The 25965-nt window shown below is 71.3% G+C and carries 22 protein-coding genes; 7 read left to right on the forward strand and 15 right to left on the reverse strand.

The genetic code is table 11. From position 1 onward, the window contains the following. Window positions 1-12 precede the first annotated feature (12 nt). From ACZ6A9_RS05165 to uvrC, 12 genes are all read right to left on the reverse strand, one after another. Window positions 13-1014: a DUF3824 domain-containing protein gene (locus tag ACZ6A9_RS05165; RefSeq protein ID WP_468978632.1), complete on the reverse strand. Its 1002-nt coding sequence runs from the start codon at window positions 1012-1014 to the stop codon at window positions 13-15. Window positions 1015-1102: 88 nt separating this feature from the next. Further along, window positions 1103-2758, reverse strand: coding sequence for a glucose-6-phosphate isomerase (gene pgi, locus ACZ6A9_RS05170; protein ID WP_468978633.1), 1656 nt, complete (start codon window positions 2756-2758; stop codon window positions 1103-1105). Window positions 2759-2899: 141 nt separating this feature from the next. Continuing rightward, window positions 2900-3235: an RNA polymerase-binding protein RbpA gene (locus tag ACZ6A9_RS05175; RefSeq protein WP_003957010.1), complete on the reverse strand. Its 336-nt coding sequence runs from the start codon at window positions 3233-3235 to the stop codon at window positions 2900-2902. 210 nt (window positions 3236-3445) lie between these two features. Continuing rightward, window positions 3446-3676: a preprotein translocase subunit SecG gene (gene secG / locus ACZ6A9_RS05180; protein ID WP_037938704.1), complete on the reverse strand. Its 231-nt coding sequence runs from the start codon at window positions 3674-3676 to the stop codon at window positions 3446-3448. A gap of 101 nt (window positions 3677-3777) precedes the next feature. After that, window positions 3778-4554: a triose-phosphate isomerase gene (gene tpiA / locus ACZ6A9_RS05185; RefSeq protein ID WP_468978637.1), complete on the reverse strand. Its 777-nt coding sequence runs from the start codon at window positions 4552-4554 to the stop codon at window positions 3778-3780. A 6-nt stretch (window positions 4555-4560) separates the two neighbouring features. Beyond that, window positions 4561-5772: a phosphoglycerate kinase gene (locus tag ACZ6A9_RS05190; protein ID WP_468978641.1), complete on the reverse strand. Its 1212-nt coding sequence runs from the start codon at window positions 5770-5772 to the stop codon at window positions 4561-4563. A gap of 146 nt (window positions 5773-5918) precedes the next feature. Further along, complete coding sequence (gene gap, locus ACZ6A9_RS05195; protein WP_468978645.1) at window positions 5919-6926, reverse strand: type I glyceraldehyde-3-phosphate dehydrogenase; 1008 nt, start codon at window positions 6924-6926, stop codon at window positions 5919-5921. A 225-nt stretch (window positions 6927-7151) separates the two neighbouring features. Continuing rightward, entirely contained in the window at window positions 7152-10106 is a 2955-nt protein-coding gene (locus ACZ6A9_RS05200) for a M14 family metallopeptidase (protein WP_468978647.1), read from the reverse strand. A 146-nt stretch (window positions 10107-10252) separates the two neighbouring features. After that, a complete protein-coding gene (gene whiA / locus ACZ6A9_RS05205) occupies window positions 10253-11242 on the reverse strand; it encodes a DNA-binding protein WhiA (RefSeq protein ID WP_190095808.1) in 990 nt (329 codons plus the stop codon). Continuing rightward, window positions 11233-12300, reverse strand: a complete 1068-nt coding sequence (locus ACZ6A9_RS05210; protein WP_468978650.1) for a gluconeogenesis factor YvcK family protein — start codon at window positions 12298-12300, stop codon at window positions 11233-11235. Before ACZ6A9_RS05210 ends, whiA begins: the two co-directional genes overlap by 10 nt. Beyond that, entirely contained in the window at window positions 12297-13301 is a 1005-nt protein-coding gene (rapZ, locus tag ACZ6A9_RS05215) for an RNase adapter RapZ (protein ID WP_468978653.1), read from the reverse strand. Before rapZ ends, ACZ6A9_RS05210 begins: the two co-directional genes overlap by 4 nt. After that, window positions 13298-15385, reverse strand: a complete 2088-nt coding sequence (gene uvrC / locus ACZ6A9_RS05220) for an excinuclease ABC subunit UvrC (RefSeq protein ID WP_468978658.1) — start codon at window positions 15383-15385, stop codon at window positions 13298-13300. The genes rapZ and uvrC overlap by 4 nt, the downstream gene beginning before the upstream one ends. A 183-nt stretch (window positions 15386-15568) precedes the next feature. Here uvrC and ACZ6A9_RS05225 point away from each other — a divergent pair, with 183 nt between their 5' ends. Both ACZ6A9_RS05225 and ACZ6A9_RS05230 read left to right on the forward strand, forming a co-directional pair. Further along, the gene (locus ACZ6A9_RS05225; protein WP_468978664.1) at window positions 15569-15736 is read left to right on the forward strand and encodes a hypothetical protein; all 168 of its coding nucleotides are present in this window, start codon (window positions 15569-15571) and stop codon (window positions 15734-15736) included. Window positions 15737-16051: 315 nt separating this feature from the next. After that, entirely contained in the window at window positions 16052-16999 is a 948-nt protein-coding gene (locus tag ACZ6A9_RS05230; protein ID WP_468978667.1) for a hypothetical protein, read from the forward strand. A gap of 6 nt (window positions 17000-17005) precedes the next feature. Here the strand turns inward: ACZ6A9_RS05230 and ACZ6A9_RS05235 are convergent, their stop codons facing one another. Beyond that, entirely contained in the window at window positions 17006-17428 is a 423-nt protein-coding gene (locus ACZ6A9_RS05235; protein ID WP_468978670.1) for a Rieske (2Fe-2S) protein, read from the reverse strand. Window positions 17429-17634: 206 nt separating this feature from the next. On the opposite strand from ACZ6A9_RS05235, the gene ACZ6A9_RS05240 reads away from it, so the two are divergent. After that, a complete protein-coding gene (locus ACZ6A9_RS05240; protein ID WP_468978675.1) occupies window positions 17635-18678 on the forward strand; it encodes a LacI family DNA-binding transcriptional regulator in 1044 nt (347 codons plus the stop codon). Further along, entirely contained in the window at window positions 18675-19592 is a 918-nt protein-coding gene (locus ACZ6A9_RS05245) for a carbohydrate kinase family protein (RefSeq protein WP_468978680.1), read from the forward strand. Before ACZ6A9_RS05240 ends, ACZ6A9_RS05245 begins: the two co-directional genes overlap by 4 nt. A gap of 74 nt (window positions 19593-19666) precedes the next feature. Here the strand turns inward: ACZ6A9_RS05245 and uvrA are convergent, their stop codons facing one another. Continuing rightward, window positions 19667-22681: an excinuclease ABC subunit UvrA gene (gene uvrA, locus ACZ6A9_RS05250; protein WP_468978685.1), complete on the reverse strand. Its 3015-nt coding sequence runs from the start codon at window positions 22679-22681 to the stop codon at window positions 19667-19669. A 221-nt stretch (window positions 22682-22902) separates the two neighbouring features. On the opposite strand from uvrA, the gene ACZ6A9_RS05255 reads away from it, so the two are divergent. Together ACZ6A9_RS05255 and ACZ6A9_RS05260 are read left to right on the forward strand one after the other, a co-directional pair. Beyond that, window positions 22903-23592, forward strand: coding sequence for a maleylpyruvate isomerase family mycothiol-dependent enzyme (locus tag ACZ6A9_RS05255; protein ID WP_468978690.1), 690 nt, complete (start codon window positions 22903-22905; stop codon window positions 23590-23592). A gap of 38 nt (window positions 23593-23630) precedes the next feature. Further along, window positions 23631-24287: an MBL fold metallo-hydrolase gene (locus ACZ6A9_RS05260; protein WP_468978694.1), complete on the forward strand. Its 657-nt coding sequence runs from the start codon at window positions 23631-23633 to the stop codon at window positions 24285-24287. Window positions 24288-24324: 37 nt separating this feature from the next. On the opposite strand, the gene aroQ is transcribed toward ACZ6A9_RS05260, so the two are convergent. Then, window positions 24325-24798: a type II 3-dehydroquinate dehydratase gene (aroQ, locus tag ACZ6A9_RS05265; RefSeq protein ID WP_468978696.1), complete on the reverse strand. Its 474-nt coding sequence runs from the start codon at window positions 24796-24798 to the stop codon at window positions 24325-24327. Between the two features lie 102 nt (window positions 24799-24900). Here aroQ and ACZ6A9_RS05270 point away from each other — a divergent pair, with 102 nt between their 5' ends. Then, entirely contained in the window at window positions 24901-25947 is a 1047-nt protein-coding gene (locus ACZ6A9_RS05270) for a S66 family peptidase (RefSeq protein WP_468978699.1), read from the forward strand. Window positions 25948-25965: the final 18 nt, after the last annotated feature.

A 25965-nucleotide genomic window follows, 5' to 3' on the forward strand; every position in this document is an offset into this window, starting at 1 on the left:
CCGGCCGGCGCGTCAGCTCCCGTACGGGTTGCCGTGCGAGGGCTGCGGGGCGTACGGCGGCTGCGGATGAGGGGCGTAGGGGTTCCCGCCCACGCCGGGCGCGTACGGGTGGCCGCCCGTACTGGGGACGTACGGGGGCTGCGGGTGCCCGTAGGGGGTGCCCGCCCAGGGCGCGTGCACCGGCTGCGGGTGGCCGTACGGATTTCCCTGCGGGGGTACGTGGGGCAGTCCGGTCGGCGGCACCGGCGGCATCGGGCCGGGGACCGGCGGGAGGCTCGCCGGGTGGGTGCGCAGACGGATGCCGTAGCGGCGCCTGAGCCGGCCCGTCTCCAGCACGGCGATCGCCGTGACGGTGACCGGAGCGCCGAGGATGAAGACGATGCCCATGGTGAGGCTGAGCCCGTGCAGATCGCCGGTGACCAGGTCGGGGATCGCCATCAGCCAGGTGGTCACCGTGGCGAGCAGCGCGGGCAGACAGCGGTGCACGGCGGCCGTGCCGAAGAAGTTGCCGGAGACCCGCACGGCTCCGGCAACGACGAAGACGAGCATCCACATCATGACCGCGCCCACCCCCAGAAGCAGCAGGGGGTTGCCGCCGGCGGAGTTCGTCGACTGCGCGAGCATCATCGTCGCGACCACGCAGCCGATGAACAGCAGGAGCAGCTTGAGGGAGTTGAGGAGCGACACCTTCAGCCGCCGCACGGTGCCGGTGCGCCGCCAGACGAGGAGCATCACGCCGACCGTCGTCGGCGTGAGGAAGAGCAGCACCGCCGAGGCGATCATCGCGTTCTCCAGCAGCTCCGTGATGTCGAAGCCGCCCTCCAGGACGGTGTAGACGCCGACGGAAGCGATCCCTCCGGCGATGACGCGGATGCGTTTGAGCCGCTCGACGGAAGGGTCGAGCGACTGCGGGATCCACGCGGGGTGGAAGACCGCCTTCGCCACGTGGTGGGGCTTGAGGAAGGTCCGGGCCCTGAGTGTTCCCCCGGTCCAACTTCCGTATGTACGTGCCATGTTGTGGCCCCCCGAGCGCTCGCTGCGATGATCGCCGGGGATTCTACGGGAGCGGGCGGTGTGCTGGCCGCCCGCTCACCGCGTCGGCTCACCGGCGCCCGCGCAGCTCCCGGTAGGTGGCGACCAGCGCCTTGGTGGAGGGGTCCAGGCCCGGGACGTCGGCGCCCTCGGTGAGCGCGGGCTCGACGCGCTTGGCGAGGACCTTGCCGAGCTCGACGCCCCACTGGTCGAAGGAGTCGATGTTCCAGATCGCGCCCTGGACGAACACCTTGTGCTCGTAGAGCGCGACGAGCTGGCCGAGCACGGACGGCGTCAGCTCGCGCGCGAGGATCGTGGTGGTGGGGTGGTCGCCCTTGAACGTCTTGTGCGGGACGAGTTCCTCCGGCACCCCCTCGGCGCGCACCTCGTCCGGGGTCTTGCCGAAGGCGAGGGCCTGCGTCTGGGCGAAGAAGTTGGCCATCAACAGGTCGTGCTGCGCCTTGAGTTCGTCACTCAGCTCGGCGACGGGCTCGGCGAACCCGATGAAGTCGGCCGGGATCAGCTTCGTCCCCTGGTGGATCAACTGGTAGTAGGCGTGCTGCCCGTTGGTGCCCGGGGTGCCCCACACGACGGGGCCGGTCTGCCACTCCACCTCGCGCCCGTCCCGGCCGACGTACTTGCCGTTGGACTCCATGTCGAGCTGCTGGAGGTAGGCGGTGAACTTCGACAGGTAGTGCGAGTACGGCAGGACCGCGTGCGACTGCGCGTCGTGGAAGTTGCCGTACCAGACGCCCAGCAGGCCGAGGAGGAGCGGCACGTTGGACTCGGCGGGGGCGGTGCGGAAGTGCTCGTCGACGAGGCGGAACCCGTCGAGCATCTCCCGGAAGCGGTCCGGGCCGATGGCGATCATCAGCGAGAGGCCGATCGCGGAGTCGTAGGAGTAGCGGCCGCCGACCCAGTCCCAGAACTCGAACATGTTCGCCGTGTCGATGCCGAACCCGGCGACCTTCTCCGCGTTGGTCGACAGGGCGACGAAGTGCTTGGCCACCGCCTCGTCGCCCGCACCCAGCCCGTCGAGCAGCCAGGTCCGCGCGGAGGTGGCGTTGGTGACCGTCTCGATGGTGGTGAAGGTCTTGGAGGCGATGACGAACAGCGTCTCGGCCGGGTCCAGGTCCCGGGTCGCCTCGTGCAGGTCGGCGCCGTCCACGTTGGACACGAAGCGGACGGTGAGGTCGCGGTCGGTGAAGGCGCGGAGCACCTCGTACGCCATGGCGGGGCCGAGGTCGGAGCCGCCGATGCCGATGTTGACGATGGCGCGGATGCGCCGACCGGTGTGTCCGGTCCACTCGCCGGAGCGGACCCGGCCGGCGAAGTCGGCCATCTTGTCGAGGACGGCGTGCACGGCCGGGACGACGTTCTCCCCGTCGACCTCGATCACCGCGTCGCGGGCGGCCCGGAGCGCGGTGTGCAGCACCGCGCGGTCCTCGGTGGTGTTGATCTTCTCGCCGCGGAACATGGCGTCGCGCAGCCCGGACACATCGGTTGCGGCGGCCAACTCCCGCAGCAGCCGCAGGGTTTCGTCGGTGACCAGGTGCTTGGAGTAATCGACGTACAGGTCACCGACCCGGAGGGTGTACCCGGTGCCGCGGGCGGGGTCGGCGGCGAACAGCTCGCGCAGCCGCACCTCGCCGAGCTCCTCACGGTGCTTGGCCAGTGCGGTCCACTCGGGCGTCTGGTTGAGCCTCGTACGGCCGTCTGCGTTCATCTCGGACTTCAGCCTTCTTCCTTCGGTGTCCCCGCTGTGCCGGCTGTTCCCAACCTAATTGATCAGCGGTGAAGAAGGCCGAAGGAGTCCGGAGTGCGAGCCGGTCCCGGCCGCGGGCTCAGGGGCTGCCCCGGTGAAGCCTCAGATCTCGCCGCGCAGCTTGGCGAGCGCCTCGGCGAGGATCGCCTCGCCGTCGGCGTCGCTGCGGCGCTCCCGCACGTAGGCGAGGTGCGTCTTGTAGGGCTCGGTACGAGGGGGGTCCGGGGGGTTGTCGCGGTCCTGCCCGGCCGGAAAGCCGCAGCGGGGGCAGTCCCAGGTATCGGGCACCTGCGCGTCGCTTGCGAAGCTCGGCTGTGTCTCGTGCCCGTTGGAGCACCAGAAGGAGATGCGCAGCCGCGGCGCGGACTCGCCGCGCTCGGCCTCGCCCATCGGCCCCGCCCCGACCCGGCTTCCCCGGATCGCGTTGCCACTTGCCACGGTCGTAACTCCCTGCGTGATGGTGCCGCGAAGCGAGTCGGCCTTCCGCTTCGCCGCGAGCGCCTCAGTCTACGTAAGGCCCAACGCGCGTCCAGTGATAGGAGTTACCTTTCCTCGCATCCAGACGCAAGCCCCATGATAGGCCGCGCTCGACGGCGCGTACCCAACATGGGGCTTCACGTGGAAATGCGAGCGGAATGCGCCCTCGGGTCAGTTGTTCACCTTCATCGTGATGCCGAGCACCACGATGCACGCGAACCAGAGCAGACCGACCACGACGGTGATCCGGTCGAGGTTGCGCTCGGCGACCGAGGAGCCGCCGACGGAGGACTGCATGCCACCACCGAACATGTCGGAGAGGCCGCCGCCCTTCCCCTTGTGCATCAGCACCAGCAGCATCAGCAGCAGGCTGAAGACGATCAGGGCGATGGAGAACCCCATAACCACGGCTGGACCAACTTCCTCGGATTCGGATGGACGACGCGGGGCCCAGCACAGGACTGGACCCCGCAAGGGTACGACGGATCGGCCCTATGGCCTACTCACTGGTCCCGGAAACGGATGATCTTGACGAACTCCTCCGCGTCCAGCGAGGCACCGCCGACCAGGGCACCGTCGATGTCGGCCTGCGCCATGATCTCGGCGACGTTGCCGGACTTGACCGAGCCGCCGTACTGGATGCGGACCCCGTCGGCCAGCTCCTGGGTGTAGAGCTCGGCGATCTTGCCGCGGATGGCGGCGCAGACCTCCTGGGCGTCCTCGGCGCCACAGACCTTGCCGGTGCCGATGGCCCACACCGGCTCGTAGGCGATCACGATGGATTCGGCCTGCTCGGCCGGGAGGTCCTTCAGTCCGCCCTCGACCTGGGCGAGGGTGTGGGCGACGTGGTTGCCCGCCTCGCGGACCTCCAGCTCCTCGCCGACGCAGAGGATGGGGGTGATGCCGTGCTTGTAGGCGGCCTTGACCTTGGCGCCCACGATCTCGTCGGTCTCGGCGTGGTACTGGCGGCGCTCGGAGTGGCCGACGGCCACGAAGGTGCACTTCAGCTTGGCCAGCATGGGGCCGGAGATCTCGCCGGTGTAGGCGCCGCCGTCGTGCGCGGAGATGTCCTGGGCGCCGTACTTGATCTTCAGCTTGTCGCCGTCGACGAGGGTCTGCACGGAGCGCAGGTCGGTGAAGGGCGGCAGGACGGCGACCTCGACGGCCTCGTAGTCCTTGTCGGCCAGGGCGAAGGCGAGCTTCTGGACGTGGGCGATGGCCTCGAGGTGGTTGAGGTTCATCTTCCAGTTGCCCGCCATCAGCGGCGTACGGGTGGTCATTGAGGGTCAGTCCTCCAGTGCGGCGAGGCCGGGGAGCGTCTTGCCCTCGAGGTATTCGAGGGAGGCGCCGCCTCCGGTCGAGATGTGGCCGAATGCCTGCTCGTCGAAGCCCAGGGTACGGACCGCGGCGGCGGAGTCCCCGCCGCCCACCACGGTGAATCCCGGAGAGTCGGTCAGGGCCTGGGCGACCGCCTTGGTGCCCTCGGCGTAGTCGGGGTGCTCGAAGACGCCCATGGGGCCGTTCCAGAAGACGGTGCCGGCGTCGGCGAGCCTCGAGGCGTACAGCGCCCGGGTATCGGGACCGATGTCCAGGCCCATCTCACCGGCGGGCATGGCGTCGGCGGCGACGGTGCCGGGGTCGGCGGGCGCCTTGGTCTTCATGTCGGGGAACTCGGCCGCGACCAGCGTGTCGACCGGCACCAGCAGCTCGACGCCGTTCTTCTCGGCGCGCTCCAGGTACTCCCGGACGGCCGGGATCTGGTCCTCCTGCACCAGCGAGGTGCCGATCTCGTGCCCCTGGGCCTTGAGGAAGGTGTACGCCATGCCGCCGCCGATGAGGATGCGGTCGGCCTTGCCGAGCAGCTGGTCGATGACGGCCAGCTTGTCGGAGACCTTGGCGCCGCCGAGGGCGACCACGTAGGGCCGCTTGACGTCGTCGGTGAGCTTTTTCAGCACGCCGACCTCGGTGGCGATGAGGTACCCGGCGTAGTGCGGCAGGCGCGCCGGGAGGTCGAAGACCGAGGCGTGCCTGCGGTGCACCGCGCCGAAGCCGTCGCCGACGTACGCGTCGGCGAGGGCGGCCAGCCGGTCGGCGAAGGCGCCGCGCTCGGCGTCGTCCTTGCTGGTCTCGCCGGCGTTGAAGCGCAGGTTCTCGATGACCGCGACCCGGCCGTCGGCGAGGCCGCCGACGGTGGCGGTGGCGGACTCGCCGACGGTGTCGGTCGCGAAGGCGACGTCGGCGCCGAGGAGTTCACCGAGGCGCGCGGCGGCCGGGGCGAGGGAGAAGGCGGGGTCCGGGGCGCCCTTGGGGCGGCCCAGGTGCGAGGCGACGACCACGCGGGCGCCCGCCTCGGCGAGCGCCTTGACGGTGGGCACCACGGCACGGATCCGGCCGTCGTCGGTGATGGTGGTGCCGTCCAGCGGCACGTTGAGGTCGGCGCGGACGAAGACCCGCTTGCCCGCGACACCTTCGGAGAGGAGTTCGTCGATCGTCTTCATGGGGGCTCCCTGGCTAGAGCTCGTGTTCGCTCGTGATCGCTCGTGATCGGAAGAGGGCGTCTGCTCCGATACGTGCGTCAGGGCTCGCCCGGCGCGTTGCCGCACCGGCCGAGCCCTGCACTCATATCAGGCCGTCCGCTCCGCGATCAGAGCTGGTTGCCCACGAAGACCGTCAGGTCGACGAGACGGTTGCTGTAGCCCCACTCATTGTCGTACCAGCCGATGACCTTCACGTTCTTGCCGTCCTGAACCATGGTCAGGGACGAGTCGAAGGTGCAGGACGCCGGGGCGTTGACGATGTCGGAGGAGACGATCGGGTCCTCGGTGTACTCGAGGATGCCCTTCAGTTCGCCCTCGGCGGCCTTCTGGAAGGCGGCGTTGACCTCTTCCTTGGTCACCTCGCGGCCGAGCTCCAGCACCAGGTCGGTGACCGAGCCGGTCGGCACCGGCACGCGCATGGCCATGCCGTCCAGCTTGCCCTTGAGCTGCGGCAGCACCAGGGCGGTGGCCTTCGCGGCACCGGTGGTGGTCGGGATGATGTTCTCGGCGGCGGCACGCGCGCGACGCAGGTCCTTGTGCGGGAAGTCCAGGATGCGCTGGTCGTTGGTGTACGCGTGCACCGTCGTCATCAGGCCCTTGACGATGCCGAAGTTCTCGTCCAGCACCTTCGCCATCGGCGCCACACAGTTGGTGGTGCAGGAGGCGTTGGAGATGACGTGGTGGTTCGCCGCGTCGTACTGGTCGTGGTTGACGCCCATGACGAGGGTGATGTCCTCGTTCTTCGCCGGGGCGGAGATGATGACCTTCTTGGCGCCACCGGTGATGTGCTTCTCGGCGTCTTCCTTCTTGGTGAAGATGCCGGTCGACTCGATGACGATGTCGACGCCCAGCTCGCCCCACGGGATGTCGGCGGGGTTGCGCTCGGAGAGGACCTTGACCGTCTTGCCGCCGACGGTGATGGTGTCCTCGGTGTGCGAGACCTCCTGCTTGAGGCGGCCCAGAATGGTGTCGTACTTCAGCAGGTGAGCCGTGGTCGCCGTGTCACCCAGGTCGTTGACGGCCACGATCTCGATGTCGGCGCCCTGCTCCAGCAACGCGCGGAAGTAGTTGCGACCGATGCGGCCAAACCCGTTGATGCCTACGCGGATCGTCACGAACCGATCTCCTCGTTGGTACGCCGGCTGTGACGCCGGCGAGCTGTATTTGGGATGTCCCCGACCACTGTCGACCCTACCTCTCCGGGACCACGGCCGTGACATCGAGTTGCCCCATACCCGGCAGTGCGGTACCTACCCGCCAGTAGGGCAGGTACCGCACGAACCGATGGCTTTTTCTCACCCCATTCCGCTACGGATCGCCGATCCGTGCGACGTCCGGTGTCACCCGTCCAGGGCGTCCAGCGCCTTGCCGAGCAGCGCGGCCCGGTCGGCCGCGGAGGTGAGGTGCTCCAGGCCGAAGCCCAGCAGCACCGTGTCATCGGTGGTGACCGCCGCGTGGGTGCGGAACAGCGCTCCGGTGCGGGTCCAGTCCTTCAGCACGGCCGGGCTGCCGGCGGGCGGTCCGGCCGCCTTCCACACGCCGAGGGATGTCTCGAAACCCTCGGTCCGGGTGGCCGTACCGCCGACGACCAGGGAGGCCTCGTCGGCGAGGACGCCCCGGCCGCCGCTGCCCGGGTCGGTGACGTAGGCGAGGGACACCTCGACCGTCTTCCCGGCGTAGGCGCTCAGGTCGAACTCCACCTGCCGCCAGCCGCCGGAGGACCCGGTCAGACTGTTCCAGGAACCGGTGGTGCCGGTCGCGGCGCAGCCCTCGTCGGACAGCGTCAGGTAGTGCGCCAGCCAGGGGTGCCCGCTCATGTAGAACCCGGCCTCGCACTCGGTGGGCACGGTGGCGCGGGTGGCGCCGCCGGCCTCCGGCAGGGTCGTCCAGTCCCCGGCGCCGGCCGTGTGGGCCTCGACGAGGACGTGGTCGTAGCCGGGCTCGGTGTCCCACAGCAGCCGGGTGCGCAGGGCGGGCCGCTCGGCCGCCGTGACGTCCGTCAGGTCGACCGTGCGGGTGAGGCGCTTGTAGCCGTCGTCGGTGTGCACGGCGGCGGCCATGTACGAGCCGGCGTACGGCCCGTACGGGCTGACCGTGCCGGGGTACTGTCCGGCTCCGGCGCTCGCGAACAGCGGGTACCGGTCGGCGGGCAGTTCGTCGGAGGTGACGGCGTAGGTGCCGGCCCGGTCCAGCGGGTTGCCGGGCGTGTCGCCGAGCGGCCCGGTGACGCCGTCCAGTGCGCCGGCGCCGGTGAACCCGGTGACTCCCGGGGTGGAGGTGCGGTTGTAGGCGCCCAGGTAGTACTGGCTGAAGTCGTTGGAGAGGGTTCCTCCGCCGAGGTCGACGCTGCCGCCGGCCTGCTCCCCCGCCTCGATCAGCCGGCCGCCCTCGTTGAGATGGGCCCGCAGCTGGAGCTGGGTGGCGATGCCGGGGGTGGCCGCACCGGTGTGGTGGACGACCGTGCGGAAATGGCTCAGCACACCGAGGGCGTCCGGGGCGCCCCGCTCGGCGACGTCCCAGACGGCGGCGCGGTGGCCGTTCGCCTCGAGCGCGTCCACGTACAGCTGGGTCCGCGTGGCCTTCGCGCCCTCCTCGGAGACGACCAGGACGTCCGCGCGGGGGCGTTCGGCGACGGTGTAGGTGAAGCGCTCGCTGGACACCTTCGTGCCGCGGCGGGCCTCGCCGGTGAACCACACCTCGACCGTGTCGCCGGGCCGGGCGTGCCTGACCTCGGCCCGGTACTCGTCGAAGTGGAGGTTGTCCTCACCGCCGTACCGCTCGCCGCCCTTCCAGGGCCTCAGGCCGGCCTCGTGCGTACGGCCGCCGTTGACGCGGTACTTGAGCTCCTTGTCGCGCACCGACTTGCGGGCGACGACGGACACCTCCTGGTCGGCGCCCCGGGCGAACGACGTGGTGAAGGCGGCCGGGGTGAAGTCCGCGGCCTCCAGGCCGACCGCGGAGGACGGCCGGTCGGGGCGGGCGGCGGACTCGGCGACGGAGAGCGCGAACGGGATGTTCTTGGCGAACTCCTGCTGGATCAGCTTCTCGTCGTCGGGGAAGTTGAAGCCGGACCGGCAGTCGCGCGCGTTCCACTCGTCATCGGGGTCGGCGTCGGACACGGTCTGGCAGGTCGACATCTCGGGGGTGAACATCGCCATGCCGTTGACGTTGGCCGCGTGGCCGTCGGCCTCGCCGTTGGTGGTGTACAGCTCGGAGGAGAGCTGCGGGTGGTAGCCGGGGATCGCGGAGTTGTCCGGGGTGCCGGCGAGGGCCTCGTAGAGGACGTCGTCGGGGGTGGGCGTGGCCACCTGCCAGCCGACCCCGTAGAGGAGGAGTTCGGCGGCGGAGTGGTAGTTGATGCCGTAGGCGAAGCCGATGCGCTTCTGGAAGGCGTCGATGGCCTTGGTCTCGGGCTCGGAGCCGGGGGACGCGCCGCGGTAGGTCTGGCTGGTGGGGTTGGGGGACGAGCCCTCGTCGTCGTAACCCCACTTGTAGGGGAAGTTGCGGTTGAGGTCGACGCCGTCGCCGGTGCTGATGGCGCCGTCGCCGTTGACGTCGCGGAGGTTCTTGCGCCAGAGGCGGTTGGCGTCGTCGGCGAACGTGTAGTCGTAGCCGTCCGGGTTGGCGGAGAGGACGAACCACAGCTCGGTGGTGTCGACGAGCTTCTTGATCCGCTTGTCCGACCGGTAGGAGTCCAGGTAGTGGTGCATCAGCCGCCGGGTCATCTCCGGTGTGATCCACTCGCGCGCGTGCTGGTTGGACATGTAGAGGACGGCGGGCCGGGAGCCGTCCTTGGTCTTCCTGGCCTTCCTGGTGAGCTTCAGGGCGAGGATGTCCTTGCCCCGCACCGTCTTCCCGATGGAGACGACCTTGGTGAGGCCGGGGTGCTCCCGGGCGGTGCGCAGGATCTCCTCCCTGAGGCCGCCCTTTCCGCTGTAGGGGCGGAACACGCCCTCGGCGGCGTCCTCGACCCGGGTCTCCGCGCGGGTGGAGAGGGTGTGCTCGGTGAGGTCGACGCCCCGTTGCTCGAGCTTCTGGGCCTGTCCGTCGGTGAGGTAGACCTCGACGGTGGCGGTGCCCTCGTCGGGCACCCGCTCACCGAGTTCGTGGCCGTCCTGCCCGGCCGCGAGCAGCAGGGGTACCTGCTCCTGGCGGATGTCGGCGCGGAAGACCTTGACCTCCTCGGAGTCGGAGGCCGCGGGGGTGCCGGGCTGTGCCTGCGCGATGGGTGCTAAGCCCGCTCCGCCGATCAGGAGCGTGCCGACAGCGAGGATCGATCTCGCTCTGTGTCTCATGAGCCCCCCTGGGTGCGGTCCGCCACGGCGGCGAACAGATGCCAGGCTCATGACACAACATGATCGAGTCAAGGGCGCCATCACGACACACGGGAACCGGCGCCGTCCACCCGGGCGGGCGACGGCGCCGGTCTCCTGAACCGGCGTCAGACGACGAGCTTGTCCTCCAGCTCCTCGCCGATGTTGGCCTCCGTGCCCGGGATGCCGAGGTCGGAGGCGCGCTTGTCGGCCATGGCCAGCAGACGGCGGATCCGGCCCGCCACCGCGTCCTTGGTGAGCGGCGGGTCGGCGAGCGCGCCCAGCTCCTCCAGGGATGCCTGCTTGTGCTCCATGCGCAGCCGGCCGGCCGCGGCGAGATGCTCGGGCACGTCGTCGGCGAGGATCTCCAGCGCGCGCTGGACCCGGGCGCCGGCGGCGACGGCCGCGCGGGCGGAGCGGCGCAGGTTGGCGTCGTCGAAGTTGGCCAGCCGGTTCGCCGTGGCGCGCACCTCACGGCGCATCCGGCGCTCCTCCCAGGCCAGCACCGACTCGTGGGCACCCAGCCGGGTGAGCAGCGCGCCGATCGCGTCGCCGTCGCGCACCACGACCCGGTCCACCCCGCGCACCTCGCGCGCCTTGGCGGCGATGTGCAGCCGGCGGGCGGCGCCGACCAGGGCGAGCGCCGCCTCGGGACCGGGACAGGTCACCTCCAGGGAGGAGGAGCGGCCGGGTTCGGTGAGGGAGCCGTGGGCCAGGAAGGCGCCGCGCCAGGCCGCCTCGGCGTCGCAGGTGGCCCCCGAGACCACCTGCGGGGGCAGACCGCGGATCGGGCGTCCCCGGCCGTCCACCAGCCCGGTCTGGCGGGCCAGCTGGTCCCCGCCCGCGACCACCCGGACGACGTAGCGCGAACCGCGGCGCAGACCGCCCGGGGCCATCACGATCAGTTCGGAGCTGTGGCCGAAGATCTCCAGGATGTCCCGCTTGAGCCGGCGCGCCGCCATCGCGGTGTCCAGCTCCGCCTCGATCACGATGCGCCCGCTCACCAGGTGGAGGCCGCCGGCGAACCGCAGAATGGCGGAGACCTCCGCCTTTCTGCAGCAGGTACGGGTGACGGGGAGCCGGCTGATCTCGTCCTTCACCGCTGCCGTCATCGCCATGGGCCGATCCTTCCATGCATCCGGAAAATACGGTCGTACGCGGCGGCCAACAGCTCCGGGTCGTGCCGGGGGCTTCCGTCGGTCCGGGCCACGGGGGCCAGCTCGACCGCGGCCCCGAACCGCTTGGCGGCATCGGTGAGCACGTCGCGGTCGGGCACGGCGGCCTCGTCGGCCAGCACCACGTCCAGGGCGAGTTTAGGGGCGTGTCGTCCCAAAACCTCCAAATGACGCTGCGGGGAGAAGCCCTCGGTTTCTCCCGGCTGCGGCGCGAGGTTCAGCGAGAGTACCCGGCGCGCCTTCGTCTCGACGAGGGCGTCCAGCAGGTCCGGCACGAGCAGGTGCGGGATGACCGAGGAGAACCAAGAGCCGGGGCCGAGCACCACCCAGTCCGCGTCGAGGACCGCCTCCACCGCCTCGGGCACGGCCGGCGGGTCGTTCGGCACGAGGTGCACGGACTGCACCTCGCCGGGGGTGAGGGCGACGGTGGCCTGACCGCGGACCGTGTCGATCTCCTCCGGCCGCTCCGGGTCGTGCCCCCTGACCAGGGCCTGGAGCTCCAGCGGCACGGCGGACATGGGCAGCACCCGCCCGTGCGCGCCGAGCAGCAGGCCCACCAGGTCCAGGGCCTGGACGTGGTCGCCGAGCTGCTCCCACAGGGCGACGATCAGCAGATTGCCGACCGCGTGCTCGTGCAGGTCGCCCTGGGACTGGAAGCGGTGCTGGATGACGCGGGCCCAGGTCTGTCCCCAGTCGTCGTCCCCGCACAGCGCGGCCAGCGCTTTGCGCAGGTCACCGGGGGGCAGCACACCCAGTTCGTCGCGCAGGCGTCCGCTGGAGCCGCCGTCGTCGGCGACGGTGACGACGGCGGTGAGGTCACCGGTGATCCGGCGCAGGGCGGCGAGTGAGGCGGACAGGCCCATGCCGCCGCCGAGGGCGACGACCTTGGGCTGGGCGCCCCTGCGGCGGGGTCTGGCGCCACGGCTCTCGACCGGGCGGCCGGCGCGGCCCTCGGGGAGCGCTCTGCGCAGCCGGCTCAGCCGCGGAGTACGTCGTGTCATTCCCGTCCCATGTCCCGGTGGACGACCACCGTCTCCACACCCTCGGCGACGAGCCGGGCGGCGAGCTTCTCCGACATGGCGACCGAGCGGTGCTTGCCGCCGGTGCAGCCGACCGCGATGGTCACGTAGCGCTTGCCCTCGCGGCGGTAGCCCGCGGCGATCAGCCGCAGCATCTCGGCGTACCGGTCGAGGAACTCCTTGGCGCCGGGCTGGTTGAAGACGTACGACGCCACCTCCTCGTTGAGGCCGGTGTACGGGCGCAGCTCGGGGACCCAGTGGGGGTTGGGCAGGAACCGCATGTCCACGACCAGGTCGGCGTCGACCGGGAGGCCGTACTTGAAGCCGAAGGACATGACGGTGGCCCGCAGCTCGGGCTCCTCCTCGCCGGCGAACTGGGCGTCCATCTTGGCGCGCAGTTCGTGCACGTTGAGGCTGGAGGTGTCGATCACCAGGTCGGCGTCGCCGCGCAGCTCGCGCAGCAGCTCCCGCTCGGCGGCGATGCCGTCGACGATCCGGCCGTCGCCCTGGAGGGGGTGCGGACGGCGCACGGACTCGAAGCGGCGGACCAGGGCGTCGTCGGAGGACTCCAGGAAGACCGTCCGCCGGGTCACGCCCCGCCCGTCGAGGTCGGCGAGGGATTCGCGCAGGTTGTCGAAGAAGCGCCGGCCGCGGACGTCGACGACGACCGCGATCCGCGCCACGTTGCCCTGGGAACGCGCGCCGAGCTCCACCATGGTGGTGATCAGGGCGGGTGGCAGGTTGTCCACGACGAACCAGCCAAGGTCCTCCAGACACTTCGCGGCCGTCGAGCGGCCCGCCCCGGACATGCCGGAGATGATCACCAGCTCGGGGATGCCCGCCTCGGGCACCCCGGCCATGTCCTTGCCCGTTTCCACCTGTGCTCCGTCGTTCCGTCGGGCGCTCCCGCGCGTCTCGGTCCCGCCCGTGTGCTGCCGGGCCCCGTCCTGCTCCGCCGCGGGTCCCGTCTCGTGCTCGTTCATCGTTCCTGCCCCCGTCGTTCGTCCGGGGCGCCCGTGGACACGGGCTCCCCGGGAGAACCCGTCGCCTGCCCGGGTTCTTCCATGTCATCCATGATCTCGCCCGTGGCCGTGTTCACGGCGGGGGCGGCGGGTGCCGCCCGCGCGAGGGCCCCGGCGATCGTCTCGGCCGTCTTGCGGCCTATGCCCGGAACCTCGCAGATCTGGTCGATTGTCGCCGATCGCAGCTTCTTCAACGAACCGAAGTGCTTGAGCAGCGCCTGCTTGCGCGTCTCGCCGAGGCCGGGCACGTCGTCCAGGGGGCTGGCGCGGAAACGCTTGGCACGCTTGGTGCGCTGGTAGGTGATCGCGAAGCGGTGCGCCTCGTCACGGACCCGCTGGAGCAGGTAGAGGCCCTCGCTGCTGCGGGGCAGCACCACCGGGTCGTCGTCGCCCGGCACCCAGACCTCCTCCAGACGCTTGGCGAGCCCGCACACGGCGATGTCGTCGATGCCGAGTTCGTCCAGCGCCCGCCGGGCCGCCGCGACCTGGGGGGCGCCGCCGTCGACCACCACGAGCTGCGGCGGGTAGGCGAACCGCCGGGGGCGGCCGTCGTCCTCGGTGAGCGTGTTCCCGGGCGGCTCGGCGAGCCCACCGTCCGGCGTGCCGGCACCCGGGTCCTCACCGTCGGTCCACTCCCCCGTCCGTTCCTTCTCCGCCAGGTAGCGCCGGAAGCGGCGGGTGATCACCTCGTGCATCGAACGGACGTCGTCCTGCCCGGCGAAGCCCTTGATCTGGAAGCGGCGGTACTCGCTCTTGCGGGCCAGTCCGTCCTCGAAGACCACCATGGAGGCCACCACGTCGTCGCCCTGGAGGTGCGAGATGTCGTAGCACTCGATCCGCAGCGGGGCGCTGTCCAGCTCCAGTGCGTCGGTGATCTCCTCCAGCGCGCGCGAACGCGTGGTGAGGTCGGAGGCGCGCTTGGTCTTGTGCAGCACGAGCGCCTGCTGGGCGTTGCGCTCCACGGTCTCCATCAGGGACTTCTTGTCGCCGCGCTGCGGGATGCGCAGGGACACGCCCGAGCCGCGCCGCTCGGTCAGCCACTGCTGGACCGGTTCCACCGGGTCCGGCAGGGCGGGGACCAGGACCTCCCGGGGGACCGCGTCTCCGGTCTCCTCGCCGTAGAGCTGCTGCAGGGCGTGCTCGACCAGGGCGCCGGTGGTGATCTCCTCGACCTTGTCGGTGACCCAGCCGCGCTGACCGCGCACGCGTCCGCCGCGCACGTGGAAGATCTGGACGGCCGCCTCCAGCTCGTCCTCGGCGACCGCGATCAGGTCGGCGTCGGTCGCGTCGGCGAGCACGACCGCGTTCTTCTCCATGGCCTTCTTCAGGGCGCCGATGTCGTCGCGCAGGCGCGCGGCCCGCTCGTACTCCATCTCCTCGGCCGCCTCCGTCATCCGCCGTTCCAGACGGCGGAGGTAGGTGCCCGTGCGGCCGGCCATGAAGTCGCAGAACTCCTCGGCCAGTTCACGGTGGTCCTCGGCGGACACGCGGTCGACGCAGGGCGCCGAGCACTTGTCGATGTAGCCGAGCAGACACGGCCGGCCGGTGCGGGCGGCGTTCTTGAACACCCCGGCCGAGCAGGTGCGCACCGGGAAGACGCGCAGCATCAGGTCCACGGTGTCGCGGATCGCCCAGGCGTGCGCGTACGGGCCGAAGTAGCGCACACCCTTCTTCTTGTGACCGCGCATCACCTGCACGCGCGGGAACTCCTCGTTCATCGTCACCGCGAGGTACGGGTAGCTCTTGTCGTCGCGGTACTTGACGTTGAACCGGGGGTCGTACTCCTTGATCCAGGAGTACTCCAGCTGGAGCGCCTCGACCTCCGTGGACACCACGGTCCACTCCACGGACGCGGCCGTGGTCACCATGGAACGCGTGCGGGGGTGCAGCCCGGCCAGGTCCTGGAAGTAATTCGCCAGGCGTTGGCGCAGGCTCTTCGCCTTTCCGACGTAGATCACCCGGCGGTGCTCGTCGCGGAACCGGTAGACCCCCGGTGAGTCGGGGATCTCACCCGGTTCGGGGCGGTAGCTGGAGGGGTCGGCCATGTCTCACACCCTACTGGCGGGGACCGACACCGCGGCGGGCCCGTGGACGGACAGGGGTCCGGTGCGCCGCGGAGGGGTTACGGCGGGTGCGAAGCGGGAAGGTGGGGGGTCCGTCCCCCGGGAGATCGGCAGCCGGTCGCGGGGGCGGCCACGAGGGCGGTCACGAGTCGGAGGGCTGGTCGGATGCGACAGACGCGGATCGAGAAACCACGACGGTCGGCCCGGTCCCGCCGGTACGCGGACGACCGGTACGGGCTTCCCCAGTCCCTCGACCCGCGCGACCCGGACATCGTGCGCGCCAAGCGCCTGCGGTCCACTCCGCGGGACCAGGACGGGACCGGCGGGTCGTGACCCGGTAGCGGTTCCGGCGGTTCCGGCGGTTCCGGCGGTTCCGGCGGTTCGAAGACGGACGAAAAGCGCATCACGGTACGTGCCCCGGGGGCCGTGCCGGCCTCCTGGCCGGCACGGCCCCCGGCACGTGCGCGCCGCTGTTGGGCGTCAGGTGTTGTCGGGACTTGGTCAACACGCTTCAATGCGGGGGAACTCGGGGCCTGAACGTCGGCGTACGGATGTGAAGGTCCGGCCCCGCCGACGGGGGCGGGCTCCGGGGTGCCCCGCGCGAACGGTCTGACCAGCCGTTGTGGACATACACAGAGAGGCCCCTGCATGCCGCACGCCACACAGCACGCGGACGTCGCCACCGCGGAACTGGACTCGGCCCTGCGGGGCGGTCCGTTCCACGTCGCCCTGCGCGCCGCGATAGCCGCGCGGGGACTGCCGCTGCAACGGGTGCAGCACCATCTGTCGCGCTACGGCGTGAAGGTGGGCGTCACCAGCCTGAGTTACTGGCAGCAGGGCGCCCGGCGTCCGCAGCGTCCGGAGTCGCTGCGCGCGGTGCGCGCGCTGGAGGAGATCCTGCAGCTTCCGGAGGAGTCACTGATCCGGCTGCTCGCGGAGTCGGAGGAACGCGCCGCGGACCGCCGCTCCCCCGGCCATTCCTACCGCTCCCTGGTGGCGGCCTCGGGTGCCCTGGAACGCCTGCTGGCCGACTTCGGCACCCCGCGCGACGGCGGGCTGCACACCCTCGGGCACCACGAGCGGGTACGGATCGGAGCGCGCCGGGAGCTGGCGGAGTGCGAGTCGCACCACATCGTGCGCGCGCACCGGGACGGCGTCGACCGCTACGTGGCCGTCCACCACGGCGATCCCGGCTCCGCGCCGGAGCGGATGGCCGTGCACGCCCTGGAGAACTGCCGCACCGGGCGCGTCCGCCGGCACCACGACACCGGTGTGCTCGCGGCCGAGTTGCTCTTCGACACCCGGCTGCGGGCGGGCGACACGTTCCTCTTCCGTTACGCGGTCGAGGACGGCACGGCCGGGGTCTCCCGCGAGTACGTGCGCGGGGCGGGCTCCCCCGGCGGCCAGTACGCGCTCCAGGTGTGCTTCGACTCCGGTGCGGTCCCGGTGCGCTGCCACCGGTTCGCCCAGCATTCGGCGGCGGCACCGCGCGGAGGACGCCAGGAGCTGCCGCTCCGGGGGCGGCACCGCTCGGTGCACCTCGTGGAACCGCGCGTGCGGCCGGGTTACCTGGGCATCGCCTGGGAGTGGGAGTGACGCCGGTCAGGCCTGCGGGGCGGCGACCATCGTGCCGTTCTTCACCTCGACGGTCAGCCGCTTCAGGGGCGCCACGGCCGGCTCGCGCAGCACCTTGCCGGTGGTGACGTCGAACTCGCTGCCGTGGCAGGGGCAGATCAGCCTCGTCCCGTCCAGCTTGTTGATGGGGCAGCCCGCGTGCGTGCAGAGGGTGTCGTAAGCCTGGAGGGTGCCGTCCTCGCCGCGGCTGACCACCACCCGGTGGTCCCGGTACAGCTTCGCGCCCCCCGCGGCGACCTCGCTCTCCGGACCGAGCTCGACCGGCCCGCTCAGCGGAGCGGCCCTGTCGTCACCCCCGCCCGCGCACGCGGCGAGCCCCAGCCCGGCGACGGGAGCGAGCGCGGCTCCCCGCAGAACGGTACGACGACTCGCGACGGGCCGGCCGGACATGGATCTCCCCTGTTCAGACAAGACGCACACAACTGCCCACGACGATACCGACCCCGCACCCGCCCTCTCGCCCCACCCCTCGCGGCACTGGCGTAAACGCTTGCGCAAGCGTTTACGCGTTCCCACCGCATGGGGTACCGTCCCCCACCGGACTCGCGGAGCGGCCGGGTTCGAAAAACGGGAACGGGAACGGAGGGAACACCACCATGGCAACCATGACGGACGTCGCCCGCCGCGCGGGCGTCTCCGTCGCCACCGTCTCCCACGTCCTGAACGACACGCGCCCGGTACGCCCCCACACCCGCCGAGCCGTCCTCGACGCCGTCGAGGAACTCGGCTACACCCCCAACACCCTCGCCCGCTCCCTGGTCACCTCCCGCACCCGCTCGATCGGCCTGGCCGTCTCCGCCATCAGTAACCCCTACTTCACGGAGATCCTCCAGGGCGTCGAGGCCGCGGCCCTGGACCACGGCTACGGCCTCCTCATCGCCGACCCGCACGACGATCCACGGCACGAACGCACGGTCGTCCAGCTCCTCCACGAGCGCCGCGTGGACGGCATGATCGTCGCCCCCTCCCCCGACCCTCGCGAACTGCTCGCCTACCTCGGGCGCCACCGCGTGCCCGCCGTGTTCCTGGACCGGCTGGTCGAGGCGCCCCGGGCCGGTGACGGCCCCCGCTTCGACCAGGTGCGCGCCGAGTCCGCGGAGCCGACGGCCCGCCTGGTGACCCACCTCGCCCGACGCGGCCACCGCCGCATCGCCCTGGTCGCCGGCCTGCCGGGACTCAGCACGACCGACGAGCGGATCACCGGCTACCGCGAAGGGCTGGCGGCGGCCGGTCTGCCGTACGACGAGCTCTTGCTGGTGCACGGCGACTCCCGGACACCGGGGGCGCGGCGGGCCACCGCCGGCCTCCTGGCCCTCGGCGCCCGCCCCACCGCGCTGATCACGGCCAACAACGCCATGACGATCGGCGCGCTGCACGCCCTGCGGGACCACGGCCTGTCCGTGCCCGGGGACATCGCCCTGTGCTGCTTCGACGACTTCCCCTGGGCGGACGTGTTCTCCCCCCGCCTCACGGCCGTCGCCCAGCCCAGCAGGGAGATCGGTGCCCGGGCCGTGGGCATGCTCCTGGAGCGCCTCGCCGAACCGGGCCTGCCCGCGCGGACCGAACAGCTCCCCTGCGTCTTCGTGCACCGCACGTCCTGCGGCTGCCCCGACCGCCCCGGAGAAGGGACCCCCTCGTGATCGTCGTAGCCGGTGAGGCACTGATCGACCTGGTACCGCGCGGCCCGGGCGCGCTCGCGGCGCTGACGCCGGCGCTCGGCGGCGGGCCGTTCAACACGGCGGTGGCGCTGGGCCGCCTGGGCTCCCCCACCGCCTTCTGCTCCCGGGTGTCCCGTGACGCCTTCGGCGAGGCGCTGCTGGAGCGGCTGCGGGAGACCGGCGTGGACGTGTCGTCGGTGCAGCGCGGCGACGAACCGACGACGCTCGCCGTGGCGACGGTCGACGCGGGCGGCTCGGCGGCGTACTCCTTCTACGTGGAGGGGACCGCCGACCGGCTGTTCACGGCGCCGGGGACCCTGCCGGCCGGCACCCGCGCGGTCTCCTTCGGCACGTGCTCGCTGGTGCTGGAGCCCGGGGCGAGCGCCTACGAGGAGCTGATGCGCGCCACGTCCGCCCGGGGTGTGTTCACGGCACTGGACCCGAACATCCGGGCGGGCCTGATACCGGACGCCGACGCCTACCGGGACCGGTTCCACCGCTGGCTGCCGTCGGTGTCGCTGCTGAAGCTTTCCGAGGAGGACGCCGACTGGCTCGGCGGGTCCCCGCGCGAGTGGACGGCGGCCGGCCCGGCGGCGGTCGTGGTCACCCGGGGCGGTGACGGGCTGAGCGCCTACACCCGGGACGGCCGTGCGTACTCGGTGCCCGGTGAGCGGGTCGAGGTGGTCGACACGATCGGTGCCGGTGACACGGTGAACGCGGCACTGCTGCACGGTCTGGCGGCCCGCGACGCGCTCAGCGCGGAGGGAGTCGCCGCGCTGGGCCCGGAGGGCTGGCGGGACCTGCTCGGCCTCGCGGCGCGCGCGGCGGCGATCACCTGCTCCCGGTCGGGCGCGGAACCGCCGTACGCGCGCGAACTGGAGGCGATGGGGGTGTGAGCGCGGACACGCGCCGTGCCACGGGGCGTGAGCCCAGTCCGTGGTACGGCGCGTGTCCGCGCGGTCGGTGCCGGTCAGGCCTTGGCAGCCCGCGTCGTCTTCTTCGCGGCGGCCTTGGTGGCCGTCTTCCGGGCCGGCGTGCTGTCGACGGCCTCGGTGGCGGTCTTCCGGGCGCCCGCCTTGGCGGCGGCCGTCTTCTTCGCCGCCTTCCTGCGCGGGGCACTCACCTGGGCGGCGTCGCTGATCCGCTCCGCGCCGAGGACGTCCCGCAGGAACTTGCCCGTGTGGCTGGCCGGAACACCGGCCACCTGCTCGGGCGTGCCCTCCGCGACGACCAGACCGCCGCCGGAACCACCCTCGGGACCCATGTCGACGACCCAGTCGGCGGTCTTGATCACGTCGAGGTTGTGCTCGATGACGATGACCGTGTTGCCCTTGTCGACCAGGCCCGACAGGACCGTCAGCAGCTTGCTGATGTCCTCGAAGTGCAGACCGGTCGTCGGCTCGTCCAGGACGTAGACCGTGCGGCCGGTGGAGCGCTTCTGCAGCTCGCTGGCGAGCTTCACCCGCTGCGCCTCACCGCCGGACAGGGTGGTCGCGGCCTGGCCGAGCCGGACGTAGCCGAGGCCGACGTCGTTGAGCGTCTTCATGTGACGGGAGATCGCCGGGACGGCCTCGAAGAAGTGCATGGCCTCTTCGATCGGCATGTTCAGGACGTCGGCGATGGACTTGCCCTTGTAGTGGACCTCCAGGGTCTCCCGGTTGTACCGGGCACCGTGGCAGACCTCGCACGGGACGTACACGTCCGGGAGGAAGTTCATCTCGATCTTGATGGTGCCGTCGCCCGCGCAGTTCTCGCAGCGGCCGCCCTTGACGTTGAAGGAGAACCGGCCCGGCATGTACCCGCGGACCTTCGCCTCCGTCGTCTCGGCGAACAGCTTGCGGACGTGGTCGAAGACACCGGTGTACGTCGCCGGGTTGGAGCGCGGGGTACGGCCGATGGGCGACTGGTCGACGTGCACGACCTTGTCGACGAGGTCGTCGCCGTCGACACGGGTGTGCCGGCCGGGCACGCTGCGGGCGCCGTTCAGCTCGCGCGCCAGGTGCGTGTACAGGATGTCGTTGACCAGCGTGGACTTCCCGGAGCCGGACACACCGGTGACCGCGGTGAAGACGCCCAGCGGGAAGGACACGTCGATGTCCTGGAGGTTGTTCTCGCGGGCGCCGTGCACCGTGAGCCGGCGCGAGGGGTCGTGCGGGCGGCGGATCTCGGGCAGCGGGATGGCCTTCTTGCCCGAGAGGTACTGGCCGGTCTGCGACTCGGCGTTGGCCAGCAGTTCCTCGAGCGACCCGCTGTGGACGACCTTGCCGCCGTGCTCACCGGCGCCGGGGCCGATGTCGACGATCCAGTCGGCGACCTTGATGGTGTCCTCGTCGTGCTCCACGACGATGAGCGTGTTGCCCATGTCGCGCAGCCGGACGAGGGTCTCGATCAGCCGGTGGTTGTCGCGCTGGTGCAGACCGATGGACGGCTCGTCGAGGACGTAGAGCACGCCGACGAGTCCGGAACCGATCTGGGTCGCCAGGCGGATGCGCTGGGCCTCGCCGCCGGAGAGGGTGCCCGCGGCGCGGTTCAGCGAGAGGTAGTCCAGGCCGACGTCGACCAGGAACCGCAGCCGCTCGTTGACCTCCTTGAGCACGCGCTCGGCGATCTTCTTGTCGCGTGCGGTGAGCTTGAGCCGGCCGAGGAAGTCCGCGCAGTCACTGATGGACATCGAGGAGACCTCGGCGATGGACCTGCCCATGACCGTGACGGCGAGGACGACGGGCTTGAGGCGGGTGCCCTCACAGGCGGGGCAGGGCACCTCGCGCATGTAGCCCTCGAAGCGCTCGCGGCTGGAGTCGCTCTCGGCCTCGCTGTGCCGGCGCTTGACGAAGGGGATGGCGCCCTCGAAGGCCGTGGTGTACCTGCGCTCGCGCCCGTAGCGGTTGCGGTAGCGGACCTCGACCTGGGTCTTGTGGCCGCCCAGCAGGGCCTTCCTGGCGCGCAGCGGCAGGCCCGCGAAGGGGATGTCGGTGCGGAAGCCCAGCGCGTCGGCGAGGGCGCCGATCAGGCGGTCGAAGTAGTCCTTGGTGTGGCCGTGCGACCACGGGTGGATGGCGCCCTCGTCGAGGCTCTTGTCCGGGTCGGGGACGATCAGCTCGGGGTCGACCTCCATGCGGGTGCCGATGCCGGTGCACTCGGGGCAGGCGCCGAAGGGCGAGTTGAAGGAGAAGGAGCGGGGCTCGAGCTCCTCGAAGGACAGGTCGTCGTACGGGCAGTACAGGTGCTCGGAGAACATGCGTTCGCGCTCGGGGTCGTCCTCGGGGAGGTCGACGAAGTCGAGCACGACCATGCCGCCGGACAGACCGAGGGCGGTCTCCACGGAGTCGGTGAGGCGGCGTTTGGCGCTGTCCTTCACCGTGAGGCGGTCGACGACCACCTCGATGGTGTGCTTCTCCTGCTTCTTCAGCGTGGGCGGGCTGGACAGCTGGACGGTCTCGCCGTTCACGCGGGCGCGGGAGTAGCCCTTGGTCTGGAGGTCGGAGAAGAGGTCCACGAACTCGCCCTTGCGCTCGCGCACCAGGGGGGAAAGCACCTGGAAGCGGCTGCCCTCCGGCAGTTGCAGGACCCGGTCGACGATGGCCTGGGGCGACTGGCGGGAGATCGGCCGGGAGCACTCGGGGCAGTGCGGCTTGCCGATGCGCGCGAAGAGCAGGCGCAGGTAGTCGTAGACCTCGGTGATGGTGCCGACCGTGGAGCGCGGGTTGCGGGAGGTCGACTTCTGGTCGATGGAGACCGCCGGGGAGAGGCCCTCGATGAAGTCGACGTCCGGCTTGTCCATCTGGCCGAGGAACTGCCGGGCGTACGAGGAGAGCGACTCCACGTAGCGCCGCTGGCCCTCGGCGAAGATCGTGTCGAAGGCCAGCGAGGACTTGCCCGACCCCGACAGGCCCGTGAAGACGATGAGCGAGTCGCGCGGGAGGTCGAGCGAGACGTTCTTGAGGTTGTGCTCGCGCGCTCCACGGACGATGAGACGGTCGGCCACGCCGGTCCGCACCTTTCTTGAGAGAAGTGACAGGGGCGAGACCCCCGCCTTGTCCAGACTAGGGCGAGCCACTGACTACGCCGGTCGGATTCACGGTTGTCAACACATACCGGCTCTCCAGCATGCCCGACGCCACTCCCGACCCTATAGCACGTGCATTCGATTACAGGCCGAGCTGTACCGCCTTCACTCGAAGGAGCGGCCGGACTAGGGTCATCACCATGATTGATCACGCTGATGACCTGGCGTCTGTACAAGCCGCTACCGAGCGGCTGCTCGTCGCGGTCGGCGCACTGGACAACGCGGCTGTGACCCAGTCGTCACGCCTGCCCGGCTGGACCCGGGGCCATGTGCTGGCCCACCTCGCCCGCAACGCGGACGCCCTCGTGAACGTCCTTCAGGGCCGTCCCATGTACCTCTCCGGCGAGGCCAGGGACGCCGACATCGAGCGGGACGCCCCGCGCCCCCTCGACGTCCAGCTCGCGGACGTGCGGGAGAGCGCGGAGCGCCTGCGCGCGGCGGGCGCCGTCCCGGCCGACTGGTCGCGCACGGTGGAGCTGCGCAACGGGGTCACCGACCGGGCGGAACGGGTGCCGTTCCGGCGGTGGATCGAGGTGGAGCTGCACCACGTCGACCTCGGGATCGGCTACGAGCTGGAGGACCTTCCCGCGGACTTCACGGAGCGGGAGATCGGCTTCCTCGCCGCGCGGTTCGCCGGTCACCGCGACGTGCCGTCGACCGGCCTGGCCACCGTGGACGGCCGCACCTGGACGACCGGCGGCGGCGTGGCCGGCGGCCCGGTGACCGTGGAGGGGACGGCGGCCGACCTGCTCGGCTGGCTCGCAGGGCGCCGCGACGGCTCCGGGCTGGCGGTGAAGGGCGGCGCACTGCCGTCCCTCCCTCCTCTGTAGGACTGTCCCGCGCCGGTTCCGGGGATAGGCTGGCGGTCATGACGTACAGCGGTCGGGTGACGGTCGGCGGCCCAGCCGACGTGCACGAACTCAAGGACCTGATGATCACCAAGGTCGCGGTCGGCGCCATGGACAACAACGCCTATCTGCTGCGTTGCCGGGCCACCGACGAGCAGCTGCTGATCGACGCGGCCGACGACGCCCGGACCCTGCTGGGCACGATCGGTGACGACGGCATCGCGTCCGTCGTCACCACCCACCGGCACGGGGACCACTGGCAGGCGCTCGCCGAGGTCGTGGCGGCCACCGGCGCCCGCACCCACGCCGGCCGGGACGACGCCGAGGGCATCCCGGTGCCCACCGACGTGCTCCTCGACGACGGCGACACCGTCCGCGTGGGGCAGGTCGAACTCACCGCCCGCCACCTGGTCGGCCACACCCCCGGATCCATCGCCCTGGTCTACGACGACCCCCACGGCCACCCGCACGTCTTCACCGGGGACTGTCTGTTCCCGGGCGGTGTGGGCAACACGCACCAGGATCCGGAGGCCTTCGCCCGTCTGATCCACGACGTGGAGAGCAGGCTCTTCGACGTCCTCCCGGACGAGACCTGGGTGTATCCCGGCCACGGCGACGACACCACGCTGGGCGCGGAACGCCCGCACCTGCCGGAGTGGCGCGCGCGGGGCTGGTGAGCCGGGCCGCCGAGGGCGGCCTCCCGGCGGACGCGGTCTACGCCCGGGCCGCCCCCGGGCCGGCCAGCGCCGCGATCCGCTGCACCGCGAAGACGTACCCCTGCACCCCGCAGCCGGCGATGACCCCGTCCGCGCGGAGCGAGACGTAGGAGTGGTGCCGGAACGACTCGCGCCGGTGGATGTTGGAGATGTGGACCTCGATCACGGGCAGCCCGTCGCAGGCGTTGAGGGCGTCCAGGATCGCCACGGAGGTGTGCGAGTAGGCGCCCGGGTTGATGACGATCCCGCAGTGGTCCAGCCGGGCCTCGTGGATCCAGTCCACCAGTTGCCCCTCGTGGTTGGACTGGCGCAGGTCCACCGTGCCGTGGTGGGCGGCCGCCGCCTCGGCGCACATCGTCTCCACGTCGGCGAGCGTGTCGGAACCGTAGATCTCCGGCTGGCGCTGCCCGAGCAGGTTCAGATTCGGGCCGTTGAGGATCATGATCGGGGCGTTGGCCAGGGTGCGGGGCACGGTTCCTCCGGTCCGTCGGGGTGGGCGGTTCCCGGCGGAACCGCTGCTCGGCCCCGGTTTATCACGGTGCGGCGCGGGCCCGCGGGGCCCTAGCCTCCCGGCATGACGACCCTCTCGTACCCTTCCAAGCCCTCGCCCGGCGACCGCGTCGCCGTGATCTCCCCCTCCTCCGGTCTTCCGGGGCTCTTCCCTCTCCCGTTCGAACTGGGGCTGAGGCGGCTGCGTGAGGAGTACGGGCTGGAGCCGGTCGAGTATCCGGCGACGCGCCGGATGGGCTCGACGCCGCGCGAGCGTGCCGACGACATCCATGCGGCCTTCGCCGACCCGGAGATCAAGGCGGTCTTCGCGTCGATCGGGGGCGACGACCAGATCACCGTGGTGCCGCTGCTGGACCGGGAGCTGATCCGCGCCCACCCGAAGCCGTTCTTCGGGATGAGCGACAACACCAACCTGCTCGCCTTCCTCCGCGAGATCGGCGTCGTCGGATTCCACGGCGCGAGTGTGATGGCCGAGCTCGGCCGCCCCGGGGCGATGCATCCGCAGACCGCCGCGTCGCTGCGCGCCGCCCTGTTCACCCCGGGCGCGTACGAACTGCGTCCCGCCGAACGGTGGCGGGACCTGGACCGTGACTGGGCGGACCCCGCCACCTTCGACGCGGAGCCGGAGACCCGGCCGGGGACGGGCTGGACCTGGGTGAACGCGGGCCGGGTGGTCGAGGGCCGCACCTGGGGAGGCTGCCTGGAGATCGTCGGCTGGATGCTGATGGCCGGCCGTGGTGTGGCGCGGGACCTGTCCGAGTACGACGGTGGCGTGCTGTTCCTGGAGACCTCGGAGGAACTGCCGAGCGGGGAGGAGGTCTTCCGCACCCTGCGGAACATGGGTGAGCGGGGGCTGCTGGGCCGTTTCGCCGCGCTCCTGATGGGCCGTCCGAAGACGTGGTCCTTCGAGCGGCCGAACACGCCCGGGGAGGCCGCGGCCCACGCCGCCGAGCAGCGCGAGGCCGTGCTGCGGGCGATGCGGGTCTACGCGCCCGACGCCGTCGTCGTCCTCGACGTGGACCTCGGGCACACCGATCCGCAGCTGGTGATCCCCTACGGGGGTGTCGTGCGCGTCGACGGGCCCGCCCGGCGCATCACCGTCACGTACTGACGCCGGGCGGGCCGCGGC

The sequence above is a fragment of the Streptomyces sp. NPDC041124 genome (assembly GCF_055592385.1).